This is a genomic window from Shewanella jiangmenensis (genome assembly GCF_018596335.1).
Classification (GTDB): Bacteria; Pseudomonadota; Gammaproteobacteria; order Enterobacterales; family Shewanellaceae; genus Shewanella; species Shewanella jiangmenensis.
In genome coordinates, this window is sequence record NZ_JAHEPS010000005.1 from 119,159 (window position 1) to 133,419 (window position 14,261).

General features: G+C 53.4%; 12 protein-coding genes. 6 read left to right on the forward strand and 6 right to left on the reverse strand.

Annotation, left to right across the window (positions count from 1 at the left end; translation table 11 throughout):
- Positions 1 to 12: 12 nt before the first annotated feature.
- From KJI95_RS13520 to KJI95_RS13530, 3 genes are read right to left on the reverse strand one after another with little or no spacing between them, the layout of a single operon-like run.
- The gene (locus KJI95_RS13520; RefSeq protein ID WP_214507732.1) at positions 13 to 570 is read right to left on the reverse strand and encodes a BsuPI-related putative proteinase inhibitor; all 558 of its coding nucleotides are present in this window, start codon (positions 568 to 570) and stop codon (positions 13 to 15) included.
- Positions 570 to 2,396 carry an AsmA family protein gene (locus KJI95_RS13525; protein WP_214507733.1) on the reverse strand — a complete coding sequence of 609 codons (1,827 nt, stop codon included), beginning with the start codon at positions 2,394 to 2,396 and terminating at the stop codon, positions 570 to 572. Before KJI95_RS13525 ends, KJI95_RS13520 begins: the two co-directional genes overlap by 1 nt.
- A 59-nt stretch (positions 2,397 to 2,455) precedes the next feature.
- Positions 2,456 to 2,944, reverse strand: coding sequence for a putative 4-hydroxy-4-methyl-2-oxoglutarate aldolase (locus tag KJI95_RS13530; protein ID WP_214507734.1), 489 nt, complete (start codon positions 2,942 to 2,944; stop codon positions 2,456 to 2,458).
- Positions 2,945 to 3,137: 193 nt separating this feature from the next.
- Here KJI95_RS13530 and KJI95_RS13535 point away from each other — a divergent pair, with 193 nt between their 5' ends.
- On the forward strand, positions 3,138 to 3,461 hold the full coding sequence (locus KJI95_RS13535) for a hypothetical protein (RefSeq protein WP_214507735.1): 324 nt from the start codon (positions 3,138 to 3,140) through the stop codon (positions 3,459 to 3,461).
- A gap of 40 nt (positions 3,462 to 3,501) precedes the next feature.
- On the opposite strand, the gene KJI95_RS13540 is transcribed toward KJI95_RS13535, so the two are convergent.
- Positions 3,502 to 5,142: a methyl-accepting chemotaxis protein gene (locus KJI95_RS13540; RefSeq protein WP_214507736.1), complete on the reverse strand. Its 1,641-nt coding sequence runs from the start codon at positions 5,140 to 5,142 to the stop codon at positions 3,502 to 3,504.
- A gap of 104 nt (positions 5,143 to 5,246) precedes the next feature.
- On the opposite strand from KJI95_RS13540, the gene KJI95_RS13545 reads away from it, so the two are divergent.
- Both KJI95_RS13545 and KJI95_RS13550 read left to right on the forward strand, forming a co-directional pair.
- Positions 5,247 to 6,251, forward strand: coding sequence for an ABC transporter substrate-binding protein (locus tag KJI95_RS13545; RefSeq protein WP_214507737.1), 1,005 nt, complete (start codon positions 5,247 to 5,249; stop codon positions 6,249 to 6,251).
- Positions 6,248 to 7,534, forward strand: coding sequence for a GGDEF domain-containing protein (locus tag KJI95_RS13550; RefSeq protein ID WP_214507738.1), 1,287 nt, complete (start codon positions 6,248 to 6,250; stop codon positions 7,532 to 7,534). The genes KJI95_RS13545 and KJI95_RS13550 overlap by 4 nt, the downstream gene beginning before the upstream one ends.
- Before the next feature lie 103 nt (positions 7,535 to 7,637).
- Here the strand turns inward: KJI95_RS13550 and msrQ are convergent, their stop codons facing one another.
- On the reverse strand, positions 7,638 to 8,330 hold the full coding sequence (msrQ, locus tag KJI95_RS13555; RefSeq protein WP_214507739.1) for a protein-methionine-sulfoxide reductase heme-binding subunit MsrQ: 693 nt from the start codon (positions 8,328 to 8,330) through the stop codon (positions 7,638 to 7,640).
- Entirely contained in the window at positions 8,330 to 9,379 is a 1,050-nt protein-coding gene (gene msrP, locus KJI95_RS13560; RefSeq protein WP_214507740.1) for a protein-methionine-sulfoxide reductase catalytic subunit MsrP, read from the reverse strand. Before msrP ends, msrQ begins: the two co-directional genes overlap by 1 nt.
- 174 nt (positions 9,380 to 9,553) lie before the next feature.
- Here msrP and rmuC point away from each other — a divergent pair, with 174 nt between their 5' ends.
- From rmuC to KJI95_RS13575, 3 genes are all read left to right on the forward strand, one after another.
- Positions 9,554 to 11,158, forward strand: a complete 1,605-nt coding sequence (gene rmuC / locus KJI95_RS13565; RefSeq protein WP_214507741.1) for a DNA recombination protein RmuC — start codon at positions 9,554 to 9,556, stop codon at positions 11,156 to 11,158.
- The gene (locus tag KJI95_RS13570; protein WP_214507742.1) at positions 11,151 to 13,055 is read left to right on the forward strand and encodes a transglycosylase SLT domain-containing protein; all 1,905 of its coding nucleotides are present in this window, start codon (positions 11,151 to 11,153) and stop codon (positions 13,053 to 13,055) included. The genes rmuC and KJI95_RS13570 overlap by 8 nt, the downstream gene beginning before the upstream one ends.
- 300 nt (positions 13,056 to 13,355) lie before the next feature.
- Positions 13,356 to 14,081, forward strand: a complete 726-nt coding sequence (locus KJI95_RS13575; protein WP_214507743.1) for an EAL domain-containing protein — start codon at positions 13,356 to 13,358, stop codon at positions 14,079 to 14,081.
- Positions 14,082 to 14,261 lie beyond the last annotated feature (180 nt).

The following is a 14,261-nucleotide window of genomic DNA, read 5'->3' on the forward strand; positions in this document are numbered from 1 at the left end:
TGTTATTTGGCGTTATTTAAGCGCCAGTCGCAGCTCAGGCAACAGTGGCGCAGCACTGCTGGATGTGCCCATAAAGCGCGCCATCAAGCTGCAAGGCGTCTTACAGTTAAGCACAGCTTGCTCTGGTACCACAAAATGGTAGTCCTCGGTACTTTTCGCTTCCAGCATCTGATTTCGAAGCGCCTGAGTAAACATCATCTCCTGCGACCAGGCCCACACGCTCTTGCCCGCTGCATCCAGCAAATGCAGATCAGCCCCCATGCCCGAGGTAAAATGCATCACCTGGGGGCCATCTGACACGTTGATAACTTGCAGCAGTACCTGCAAACTGCCATCGCTATTAACCTGATTCACGCTAAGATGCGCCTCAAGGCGCCCTTCTGTCACCTGACTACTCTCGCCCATACCGCTCTCACCGATAGTAAGCTCACCGATAGTAAGCTCACCGATAGTATTCACCCCAGTCACCGGGGCGCTTGCCCCGGCTGGTGCAGCCAACGCTGGCATGGCACAAAGCTCAAGGCCTGCGGCCATGGCAACATAAACAATATGAGAAGCCTTAAGTGCCATCAGTTACCTCCAAGCTTATTAAACAGTGAATCTTTGAGTTTATCTTTAAGCTTGTCGGTTTCCTGCTTAAGCTGGCCCTTCATCAAGGCTTCGGTGTCGAGCGCAAACTTGGGCTCGGTGAAACCGCCGTTAATGATCAGCGGAATTTCGACGCCTGAGAGCGCCGAGCTGCCGCCCTGACCTTCGAGGGAGCCCACCACCTTGGTGGCAAGGCGATAATCCAGGGTTTCATCCAGCAAATACGCATCGCCGCGACCGGAAATACGCAGCAGCGGCGAGAGCATCAACAAGTCGGGGTTATGCACTTTGCCGCCACCAATGACCAGGGTGCCGGTGAGCGCCGAGAAATCGGTCTTTTGCTCCTGGGGCGCTGCGCTGCTCATATCGCCTTTAAGCTTGGCCTGGGCCGAGCGGATCATCTGCGCCACGTTTACGCCATGCAGCGCGCCGTCGGTGATTTCAAATCTGCCGTTGCCGCTGAGCTCCTTTTTAAGCCGCTCAGGCAGCAGCCCCACGCCCTTACCCTGCACACTGAAGGTGGCAAGCCCCTCGAGCATGTCAACTTCGGCAAGTGCCATCAAAAGCGGCCGGATCTGCACGCCCAAAAGCTGTTTATTGAAACTGTAATGAACCGGGCGCTGACGGCCATCAAGGCTTGCACTGGCATCGAGCTTGCCGCCATAAAGGCTTGCGGCAAGTTTACTTACTTTAAGCACACCGCCATTAAGGTCAGCGGCAACTTGCCAGTCGGTGGTGGTCAGGCCCGCCACTTTGACCGACTCGATACTGAGGTCAAGCTTGGCATCCACGGCTTTGAGTGCACTAAGATCGGGCTCCTTAGCAGAAGCCGCGCCTTCGCTGCCTGCGTTGGCGTTGGCTTTGGCTTTAGCGTTGGCATCGGCCGGTTCACTTTCACCGAGCAGCGCAGCCACATCAGTGGCACCCAGCGCGAGCTTGGCGTCAATAAAGGGCACTTTTCTGCCGTAATCGACCGACAACTCACCTTTGGCACCAAGCTCAGCAAGGTTTAGTTTTTCAAGCACCAATTGGGCGGTTTTAGACTCAAGCGCCACCTTGGCAGAGCCTGCCAACGCAAGCGCAAGCTCGCCCTTTGGCAAAGCTTCACCCTTGGCGGTTACATCAAGCGAAAGCCCATCAAGAGATACGGCATCGAGCGCTGAGCTTACCAGCAGCTGAGTATCCCCTTTCCCTGAAAGGCTCATGTCAGCGGACTGCGCCCGAAAAGCAAACTCAAGTTCACTGGCTTTGCCCGGGGTAAAGGCATCCAGAGTCAGTGATTCAAGCACCAGGCTTTGCTTGCTGCCCTTGCCTTCATCGATAAGGTTTATGGCGGTATCGCGGATAATAATGCCGCCGATGGAAAAGCCGCTGAGCGCAGGCGCACCGCCGGATTCCTGACCTGCTTCCTTACCGTTGCCGGTCAAGCCATCAAAACTTGATTTACCCTGTTTAGTGGTCACAAGATTCAGGCTCGCGCCTTCAAGGCGCAGCTCATCAATTTGAATATCACGGCTTAGCAGCGGCATCAGCTTCACTTCGGCGACCGCCACCTTAACCGATGCCATGGTCTTTTCAGTGAAGCCGTCAGGGTTTGACAGACTGACGCCGCCAAGCTTGATGCCGACAGACGGAAAAAACTGCCACGCGAGCGGCTCACTTATCACAAGCTCACGTCCGGTTTGCGTTTTTACCTTTTCCACCAGCAGCGGTTTTAAGTCATCGGCGCTGAAAAACAAGGTCAGATACAGTGCCGGCACCGCCACCAACAGTAAAATGGCAATCACCAGCCATTTGATAAGCTTCATATTGCTCTCCTTAAACAACAGTCCATAAACATCTGCCTTTAAACATCAGTCCTTAAATGTCAGTCCTTTAGTGGCAGCCGAGTGCGGGAAATGGCTACCCCGTTATCGTCGGCATACAGCCAGTTACCGGGGAAAACGTCAACGCCGGCAAGGGTCAAAGGCAGCTCTTTATCACCAACACCGCGCCTTTCAGTTTTAATGGGTACATGGCCAAGGGCCTGCACCCCCAGCGCCAACGTATTAAGCGTAGCAACATCACGCACGGCGCCATAAATAATCACACCGGACCAAGCGTTTTTGACCGCACTGGTCGCAATCAAGTCGCCGAGCAGGGCTTTTTCCAGCGAGCCGCCGCCATCCACCAGCAGCACCCGCCCGTGACCTGGCTCTGCCAACAACTCCTTTACCCGCGAGTTATCTTCAAAACACTTAACCGTGACAACCTCACCACAAAATACCCGCTTTGCTCCATACTGACGCCAGGGCGCGGCCAATAACGTCAGCTCATCAGCGAATTCATCAAACAGATCGGGTAACAAGTCGAGCATCGAAGATCCCTCTTTTTGAGTAATAAATTAATTAAAGTCTCAGTATTTCATTTGGTTTAGACCACTTTAACCCGCTGAATATTCTTGCTCAAGCTAAAGACTGCGGCTTTCACTCCAGAGCGCAATTCTTTATAATGCGACTCCACCGCGGTACTCTTACCCGCGCTATTTCCACAGTGAAAGTGAAACCTTGATGACCAGCGATATTGAATTACAACGGGCAATGGCTGCGCTTGATGAGTATGGCTACGATAAAAAGCTGTCGTCCGATCTCGAGCAAGCCCGAAATAAACAACAAATGCGTAAATACCTCGACGGGCTTGATTACAGCATTCGGCGCATGGAATTGCTGCAGGAAACCGTAAATGAATGGGTTGCAGAGAAAAAAGCTGCGCACGCCCAGCAAGAAAGCATTCAGACCTATAAATCCAAGATTATTAATCTGTCCCGTGAATTAAACATTTCCTACAACGAAGTGTTGGAAATCATGGCCCAGCTTGACAGTAAAAAGCGCTGACACCCCGGGCAGCCAAATGGCTGCCGGGTGTCGTAGTGCGTTAAATTCTGAATACCGAAATTAACGCATTCATCTGTTTTGCATCCGCTTCAATACTGTCGCTGCTTTTGGCAACCGCATCGGTTTTGTGCTGATTGTCGCGGGAAATGTCGTTTATCCGATTGATATTCATATTCAGCTCGCCAATTACCGCATGTTGATCGTCGGTGGCGTGCGCAATATGGTTATTCATTTCATTGATTTGGCTGATGGCGGATTTAATCTGTGCCAGCGCATCCACCACCTCGGCCGCCTCATTGACCGTCTCTTCCGACTGATTTTTTGCCCGGCCAATCGAGGCATTGACCCGCTCAACAGACGAGCGGATGGCCTCAATTATACTATTGATTTGGCGGGTCGAATCTTGCGTGCGGCTCGCGAGTGTCCGCACTTCATCGGCGACCACGGCAAAGCCGCGCCCGGCCTCGCCGGCACGCGCCGCTTCAATGGCAGCATTAAGCGCAAGTAAATTGGTTTGCTCGGCTATACCTACAATCACATCGAGAATTTGGCCAATCTGACCGGAGCTTACCTGCAGCTCACGGGCAACCTCGGCCGTCACCTCAAGCTCACCGGACAATTTTTTAATGTGCGTCATGGCGGTGCCGACCACCTGCTGGGTGCTGTCGGTTTGCTTCTGTGCAAGCACAGCGCCATCGGCGGCGACCTTGGCGTTGGAGGCTACATCGGCGGCGGTGACCGCCATCTGATTGATGGCAGTCGCCACGCTTTCTGTTTCGGATTGCATGTTGCGGGTGATGACGCCCGCCTCATGGGCAATACCAGACAAGCCGCTGGCAAGGCTGCGGCTATGGGCGGCCGAGTCACTGACCGAGCGCACCAGGGTCTGAATTTTTGCGATAAAGAGGTTAAAGAACACCGCAACCTGCGACAGTTCATCACGCCCCTGTTCGCTGAGTCTTAAGGTCAAATCGCCCTCACCCTGGGCAATATTGCGAAATGCATCCATGGTTTGTTTAAGCGGCTCACTGATACTGCGGCCAATCACCAACAAAAGCGCAAGCACAGGTCCCCACACAAGCACAAATACCAGCAGGTATTGCCAGGCAAAGTCTCGCTTCTGTGCAGCGATATCATCGATATAGATGCCAGAGCCAATCACCCAGCCCCAGGGCTCGAAGCGCTTTACGACACTCATTTTCGGGCTTGGGGTGACTGCGTCCGGGCGGTTCCACTGGTAATTGACCAGCGCCGTGTCAGCGCTCTGGGTCAGGCGCAGCATTTCGGCAAAGAGCCTGACGCCATTTGGGTCGCTCATGTTACTGACATTGGTGCCCACCAGCTTTTTGGCAAAAGGATGCTGGATCATCATCCCTTGTCTATCGATGGTGAAGTAATATTCATTGCCGGAATAACGCAGGTTATCGAGCGCCCTGAGCGCCTGTTGCCGGGCGTCGTCGTCACTGAGCTCATTGCGAAGCGCTCTGGCATGGTAATCGGCAACCATGTTCACCGACACGTCCATCAGCGCCCTTAATCTTGCTTCCTTTTCTTTCAGCAGCACATCATCAAGGCTTTTGAGCGCAAACAAAAACATGGCCACAGTGGCGATGATACAAAGTAAAATCATCACCCACATCCGCCGCGAAATCTGATAATTCCTCAGTACATTTCCGAGCATGGTTCCCCCTCCCGGTTGTTATGTAATTCTTTGATATCCATATTAATGCGTCTATCAATTAAACAAACTACACTTTAGTAGGGTTGAAAAAACATCGGTGAGTGATGAACAAACCAGCTCTGTCATTCCTGTCGCTGCTGCTTTTGTCTGCTGCCCTGTGGTTTGCAGGCACCCTGTTGCTGCCCAAATCACCCATCCAACACCCCAGGCTCAGTATTGCCATTTCGGCTACTCCCCTGTCCAGTCCTTTTATTCTGGCAAGCCAGCTTGGCTATTTCAAACAGCATGGTCTCGAGGTTGAAATTAAGACCCTGCTTGGCGGCGTTCGCTGCTTTGAGGCGCTGGTTAATGAGGAAGTGGACCTTGCGACCAGTTCCGAATCCGTGGTGATGTACAACGCCTTTACCCGGGATGATTTCTCGATTATCGCCACCTTTGTTACCTCGGATAATGACGTCAAGCTCATTACCCGCCGCGGTAATGGCATTAAAAACTTTGACGATATTCGCCAGCGCCGGGCCGGTGTGGTGCAGAAAAGTGCCAGTGAGTATTTTCTCGAAACCGCCATGGTGCTGCATGGCATAGAGCGCAATGCCTATAAGATTGATTACCTGCAGCCCGAAACCATCGGTGATGCGCTCAAGTCTGGACGGGTTGACCTGATTTCAGTGTGGGAGCCCTTTGCACACCAGATAAGGCGCCAGCTTGGCGAAGACGCCATCGTTCTGCCAACAAGAGGCCTGTACCGCCTGTCATTCAATTTGCTTGCCAGACGTGACGAGCTGCCAATCAAGCGTGATTTGCACATTAAGCTGTTAAAGGCCCTCGATGATGCGGTGGATTTTGCCATCAGGGAGCCGGAGCGGGCCAAAGCCATCGTTGCCGATGCGCTGCATGTGCCCCGGGATGAAATCGATGCCTTCTGGCCGGACTATCATTTTCATTTAACCCTCGATAAAACCCTGCAGCTCGATTTGTTGACCCAGGCCAAATGGGCCATAGGCTCAGGCTACGTCAATCAGCCAGAGCCTCCTGATTTTGAGAGTTTTATTGATGAAACTGCGCTTAATAGAGCTGACCGCGAAATCAATGCGGAGGAAAAGCCATGACCCTGGCAGGACGCCTTAAGTTATCGGTCAGTTTGTCAGTCATGGTGCTCGGTGTTCTTGGGGTGCTTATCGGTTATCTGTACGAATTAGTGGTGCGCGGATACGAGCAGAGCGATGCCTATCAGCGCATTCAAATCACCCTGTCACAAATGGCCGGCGAGCTTTGGCAAGTGCAGCAACTTAAGTTGCTCGATGCGCGGGAAAACGCGCTGCAACTGTCAAACGAGCTCAATATGCAGCTTAGGGAGCTAAATGCCGTTGGGGTGAATGCGGGCTACCTCGATCATCTTTCGCGCTCCAATGAAAGCCTGCGCCTGTTACTCAATCTCTACCCGGACGAGCTCAAAACGGCCAGCAGCGAGCGGTTAGAACTCCTCAACGCCCGCCTCAACAGCCTGCAGCTGTCGATGCAGGAAGAAGCGACCGAGCTGCGCCACCGGATGGCGCAAACCCGCTACGGATCAATTCAGTCGCTTATCATCTCGGTCAGTGCGCTGGTGCTGCTGACCATGGTGTCAGCCATCATGTTCCACCTGCATACCCTGCAACTTTTCAAAGCGGGGATGGCATCGCTTAAAACCGGGATTATTCGCGCCGCAAGTGGCGACCTTGATTCGCGCATCCTCGAAAAGTCGCCTATTCCCGAGTTTGAAGAGTTAAACCACCAGTTCAATTTAATGAAGCAGGAGCTGCAGGTTCTCACCATCAGCCGCGACGAGCTGCAGCGGGTGGTGGATTCAAAAACTCAGCTACTCAAACAGCAAACCGAAGAGCTGAAATACGAAGCCGAGCATGATGCCCTGACAGGGGTTTACAGCCGCTATGCCTTTAACAGCCTGCTTGAGCAAACCCTGCTGCGGCTTGAGCGCACCGGTGGCACCGGCGCCATGCTGTTTATTGACATAGATAAATTCAAACCCATCAATGACAACTATGGTCACGCCATCGGCGACCATGTGCTCATTACTATCGCCCAGCGGATCTCCCACACCATTCGCAAGTCAGACATGGTCGCCCGCATAGGCGGCGATGAATTTTTGGTGTGGCTCGAGCCGATAGAAGATGCGCTGCAGCTAAATATCGTCATAAGCAAACTGCTGACTCAGCTACATCAGGATATTCTATTTCAAAACATTCATTTGCTGATTGATGTCAGCATTGGCGTCAGCTTTTACCCCAAAGATGGCACCAAAATAGAAGAATTGATGGAGATTGCGGATAAGAATATGTACGCCTGCAAGCGCGGCGAAACCCAAAGCAGCAGCCTTTTGCCGAAGGCTTAAGAAATAGACTTAGTACCTTACGCCAGGTCACTGCCCCCGAGTTTTAAGCCCAGCACTTTCGTTAGCAGCCCGTAAAACCCATGGTCAGCTCACCTCTTACAACCTATACAGCTCTACGAGCCGAAGTCACGATAGCGACCAGCTTGGCACGCCGAATCCAAAGCAGCACCGCCACCGCTGCGCCATAGAGCATAGGTTCAATCAATCCGGACTTCACAGACCATGCATAGTGCAGCACAATCACAGGCGCTGCCAAATAAATGAGATTATGAAGCAGCTGCCAGCCTTTGCCCATGCGCCGGCGAAGCCGGTTAAAAGATGTAACGGCAAGCAGTAAAAGTACGATAAAGGCGAGCATACCCACCACCAGATAGGGCCGTTTTATCACTTCCGAGAAGAGTAAATTAAAGGCAAACAGCAGATCCAGACTGATAAAAATTGCCAGATGCAAGCCTGCGTAAGCAAAACTCCAAAGCCCAATCAGGCGGCGACACTCGAGTAAAAATCCCGCTTGCAGGGCCTTGGCAAGCGGTGACACCAACAAAGTGACAAGCAGGATATTGAGCGCCCCTTTACCGGTAAAATGGATAAGGTATTGCACCGGATCGCCGCCAAGCAGCCCCTGATTAACGCCGTAAATCAGCCACAGCAGCGGCAGCGAAAACACAAGATGCAAGGCGCCCTTAAACCACAGCAGTGCGCGGCGTGAAAGCCGACGCGGCTGGCGCCTTGGTGTTGACCTTGATGCTGGCGTGATTGATGGGCTTGCCGCCACCTTTTCTGGGGCAGCAGACATTAATAAAACCTCTTTAAATCCAGACCTTTGTATAAATGCGCCACTTCGGCCTCATAACCGTTAAAGAGCCTAGTGGGAATGCGACTCGCGCTGAATAGCCCGCCCGGGCCAATACGCCGCTCAGACGCCTGCGACCAGCGCGGGTGATCAACCGCTGGATTAACATTGGCGTAAAAACCGTATTCATCAGGTGCAAGCTTATTCCAGCTGGTTGGCGGCTCTTTATTCACCAAACTTATCCGCACCACTGACTTAATGCTTTTGAAGCCGTACTTCCAGGGCACCACCAGCCGAATTGGCGCGCCGTTTTGTGGCGGCAGGGTTTTACCGTAAAGCCCGACACTTAACAGCGACAGCTCATTCATGGCTTCGGCTACCGTGAGCCCCTCAACATAGGGATAATCCACCCCGCCACCAATAAAGCGATTCTTTTGCCCGGGCATTTGATTGGGGTCGTACAGGGTCTCGAAGGCAACGTGCGTGGCGCTGGATTTCACCCCGGCCTTGGCGAGCAATGCCGCAAGGGGAAAACCAACCCAGGGAATGACCATAGACCAGGCTTCGACGCAGCGCAGGCGGTAAATTCGCTCTTCGAGGGCAAACATTTTAAGCAAATCATCGTGATCCAGCGTCAGCGGCGTATCCACCAGGCCGTCAACCTTAAGCATCCAGGGATTGGTGATAAGGCCCTGGGCATTTTCTGCCGGTGAGGTTTTATCTGTGCCGAACTCATAAAAGTTATTGTGGGTTGTGACTTTATCTTCGCCGGTGAGCGGCTCGGACAGGTCCTGAAACCGCTCAGGGCGGCCAAATTGCAGCGCCTGTGGTATAAACGCCGGCGGCTTTTTCTCGCTGAAGGCATCAAAAAGCCCGGCCTGCGCTGTGCCCGAAAATCCTGCGCCCGTAAGCCCTGCTCCCAGCGCGCCAAGACCCAGCGCTTTGACGATGGCGCGCCGCTCCCTGAACACCGCCTCCGGCGTCACTTCCGCTTCACTGATGGCCCAGCTTGGCTTGGTCACACGCCGGGTAACAAAATCAGACCTTTTCATGGCAGGCACTCCAAAAACTGAGGGGTATAGTGACTATAGACAGGCACCAGGTCGGACTTCTTTCATCCCAACGTCAAAATTATGTCTGTCTGCGCATTTATCGCACGTCAGGCTCTTGATGGGCAAATGGCGCCATGCCAAGCTTAGCGCCAATAACCGGACTCAGGGATAGTCATGTCACCGCTTACGCTTTTTTCCGTTCCTCAGTGGATTGCCATCGCCGCCGTGGCCTTGTTGTTTTTGATGATTGGCGCCTTAATCAACCAAATTCTCACCCGCAGACGCTGGGAAAGTCTGGATGAGATGCGCATCCGGGAGCATCAGCAGCTTGTGGCCAATCTTGAGCAACAGCTCGAAGAAGCCAGACTGCAAATTGATGATCGGGAAGATAAACTCACCTTCCTGCAAACCCGCCTTGAAGATGTCAGCCAGAAATACGGCGAAGCCCGCAGTGAAGCGGCGCGGATCCCAGCCCTTGAGCAATCGGTTAGCGACAATCACCGCGCGCTGATGGAAGCAAAGCTCGACACCGCCAAGGCACTGGCGATGCACCAAAGCCAGCAGGCCCGCTTTGAGGCGGAGCGCACCGCATTTGAAGAAAAACTTAAACTGCTTGAAACCGCCGAGCAGCGCCTGAATCAACAGTTTGAAAATCTTGCCAACAAAATTTTTGAACAAAAGGCCGAGCAGCTAAAAGGCTCTAATTTACTACAGCTTGATTCCGTCATCGGCCCACTCAAGCAGCAAATCGACGGCTTTAGAAAGCAAGTCAGTGAATCCTACTCACTTGAGCAGGCCGAGCGCAGCAGCCTTAAGCATCAGCTCGAGCAACTGGCCGCAGTCAACCTTAAGATGAGCCAGGATGCCATTAACCTGACCAACGCGCTTAAGGGCGATAACAAGGCACAGGGCAACTGGGGCGAAGTGATTCTTGAGCGGGTATTAACTGAAAGCGGCCTGCGCGAAGGCCATGAATACCATACCCAGCAGGAGCTTAAATCCGAGTCAGGCCAAAAGTTCAAGCCCGATGTGGTTGTGCATCTGCCAGGCGACAAGGACGTGGTTATCGATGCCAAAATGTCCCTTACCGCCTATGAGCGTTATTTCAATGCCGACAACGATGCCGATAAGGCCATTGCCCTCAAAGAGCACGTGCAGTCGCTCAGAAGCCATATCAAGCTGTTGTCACAAAAAGACTATCACCGCCTCTATGGCTTAAAGAGCCTGGATTATGTGCTGATGTTTGTGCCGGTGGAGCCTGCATTTTTGCTGGCGCTGGAGCAGGACCCGACACTGGTAAACTATGCCCTTGAGCACAACATCATGCTGGCAAGCCCGACCAACCTGTTGGTGGCGCTGCGTACCATTCACAATATCTGGCGTTATGAGTATCAGGATCAGAACGCAAGACGCATCGCCACCGCCGCCGGGCGGATTTATGACAAGCTGTGCGGCTTTGTTGAAGACATGGACAAGCTTGGCCGTACCCTCGATGGCGCGCAGAAGAGCTTTCAAACGGCCATGGGCAAGTTGTCCACCGGCAAGGGCAACCTAATTCGACAGGCGCATCAGATGCACCAGCTCGGTGTCGATGCAAGCAAACAGCTCGACCGGCAGCTGCTGGATATGGCCATGGATGACAGCCATGACGAAGCAACATCAGAGCCAGAAGCAACCGCATTGCCAAAACCAGCGTCCATTTCATCGCACAGTTCAGGTGCTCATTCCCTTGGTCAGGCCAACGGCTCATCGGGTCGTTCGGAGGATTTACATGCTTAAGAAGTTGTACAGTGGCTGCTTGCTGTCGGCACTGATTTTTTGCTCCCCTGCCCAGGCAGACATCAATAAAGACAGGGATCGTTTTTTAAAAGCCGAAGCCGCCCTTAAAGCCGGCAAGATGGACGAATATCAGCGCCTTAGAAAATCGCTGTCAGACTACCCATTGAGCCTTTACCTTGATTTCAATGCCAGTATCGATGACATACTGCATCAGGATGCGCCATCGGCGCTCGGCTCTATCAAGGCCTTTAAAGACTCGCCGCTTGAGCTCTCGGCCCGCCACCGCTACTTACTCAACGCCGGTAAAAAAGAGCGCTGGAATGATTTTCTCTACCTCACTCCGGAGCTGCCAAAAGATACTGTGCTGCAGTGTTACTACTATCTGGCCAAACTCAAACAGGGTGATAAAAAGCTGGGTCTCGAAGGCGCACGCCGCCTGTGGGTACATGGCAGCTCACGGCCGGAAGAATGCGATCCGCTGTTTGCCGCCTGGATTAAAAGCGGCGGCCGCACCCAGGAGGTGATCTGGAGCCGGATGTTTTTGGCCTATGAAGCAGGCGAAGAGCAGCTCTTGAGTTTCCTTGCCCAAAAGGTGACCAGCCACCCCAAAGAAGCGCAGAAATTCATGACGCTTTACAAAGACCCACGCACAGTACGCCACACCGAGCGCTTTAAAGCCAAGGCACCTGTGGTGGGTGACATGGTGGCGATTGCCCTTAAGGCGCTGGCCCGCAAAGATCTGCTCGAAGCGGTTAAGCTGATGGAAAAGTACGAAAAGGCCGGACGCTTTACCAAGTCGCAGGCATCTTCGTTACATGCATTTATGATCCGTCGAATCCTGTCACGTCAGGAAGAAACCCTGCAAAGCTACGCTGACAAACATCTCGCGTCACTTAAATCAGACGATTTGACCGAGCTTAGACTGCGCTGGGCCATTCGCGATGGCGACAGCGCAAGCTTCGAGCGCTATTTGCCGCTGCTTAGCGCTGAAACCGCAGCCAAGGAGCGCTGGCAATACTGGCAGGCGCGCATCGCCAAAGATAAAGCGAGCGCAGCTGCCATTAATAAAACCCTCGCCGCCGACCGCAACTTTTACGCTTTCCATCTCTCTGATGAGCTTGGGATTAAACCCACACTGAAAGACATTCGCCTTGCTGACAGCTTTGATGAAAAGCAGCTTGCCAAAGACGATGGCTTTAACCGCTTTAAAGAATTACTCGCGCTCGATAGGCCCAATCAGGCCCGCATCGAATGGTTCAACCTGCTGTCGCGTCACGAGCCTGCTGTGCAAACCGCCTATGGCCGCTGGGTCGAAAGCAAAAACATGTATCTCTATGCGGTCGATACCTCCATTCAGGCCAAATTCTGGGACGATTTGTCCATGCGCTTCCCCTTCGCGGAAGAAAAGGGATTCACCAAGGCCGCCCAGAGTCATCAGCTGAATAAAGAAGAGCTGCGCTCCATCGCCCGCCGTGAAAGCGCCTTTAATCCCAAGGTTAAATCACCCGTGGGCGCCCTGGGCTTAATGCAGGTCATGCCCGCCACAGCCAAGCAGACCGCCAAAAACCTTGGCCTTAAATACACAAGTGAAGATGCCCTGCTCGACCCCGCCTTTAATATCCGCATCGGCAGCGCCTATTACGCCGGGCTTCTTAAGCGCTACAACAATAACCGGGTGCTCGCCACCGCCGCATACAACGCCGGTCCATCGCGGGTTAATGCCTGGCTTGCCCGCAGCGGCGGCAAACTGGATGTAATGGCCTTTATCGAGTCCATTCCCTTTAAAGAGACCCGTGAATATGTGCAGGCGGTGCTGAGCTACCGGGTGATTTACGAGCAGCGTCAGGGCATCAACAAGCCGCTGTTTTCAGACGCCGAACGTCACTTCAAATACTGACATTGGCGACAACGGCTGGCCGTAAGATCAGTTAGGTGGCAAGGTCACTTAGGTCGCAACGTCGCTTAAGTGGTAAATTACCTGGGCTATAGCGGCAGCCGGCCTTGTTAATCAGGCAGCATTGACTGAACACCGCCAGACATGAAGCCGTAGTAGCAAAATAACAGGGGGCCAAAAGGCCCCCTGCTCAGTTTTGAACCAGTCAGCACCTTTTACCCCGCCGCCGTTCAAACAAAGGTTGCAGCCGCACAAAAGATGATAATAATTATCAATTCAAAACACCCATACCACTGGTAACCCATGTCCTCCCTGAGCGCGGTGAGTTTAAGCTGCGAATACCAACCCATAGTGTGTCTGCAAACCGGTGCTATTAAGGCCTATGAGGCGCTGGCCCGCTTTTATGACCACGAGCAGCAAGCCATTGCCCCCAATCTGGTGTTTGAAGCGCTGCACCAATGCCCGCACGCCCTGTCGCAAACCGAATACGCCGCCAAGTGCCTGCAGCTTGCCGCCGCGCCGCCCGGGTTTGGGCTTTTCGTCAATCTTGACCCCCACAGCCTTGATAAACCCATGCTGAGCGCGTTACTGCCAAAGCTTGAAGCGCACCCAGCGTTGGTGGTTGAGCTGATTGAGAACACCTGTATCAGCGATGCCATTATGGCCTCAAAGCTTGCCCGCGAGCTTAAGACGCGCCGCATTGCCGTGGCCCTTGATGATTTGGGCGCGCCCCATGCGATGCTGTCGCTTGAGTTACTCGCCGCCGTTGACTGGATTAAATTCGACAGGCATTGGCTAAGCGAGCTTCACGAGCCACATTGCTGCGCACTCCTGCAAGCCCTTATTCAGTTTGCCCGCGCAAGTGGCAAGCCCACGGTGATTGAAGGCATAGAGACCGAGGCGCAGCGCCAGAGTGCGCGGGAGCTTGGTATCGACATGGCGCAGGGATTTTTGTTCAGACCGGCATTTATACACGCAAGCGAGCGCCATGCATTAAGCGCGCGCTCAATTGAGATCCTGAGTAGCTGAAAACTGACCAACTGAGGCCTGAGCAACTGAAGCCCTCGCAACAAGAGCCTTAATGGCTCAAACCCTTTGTTGTAGCGCGCACAGGTGCAGCTTTACGCCGGCCGCTGATGGGTACAAAGTCTCATCACAAGGCCGTACACGTATCACAAGTCCGTACAAGTCCCCGCCGCGCTGGCATAA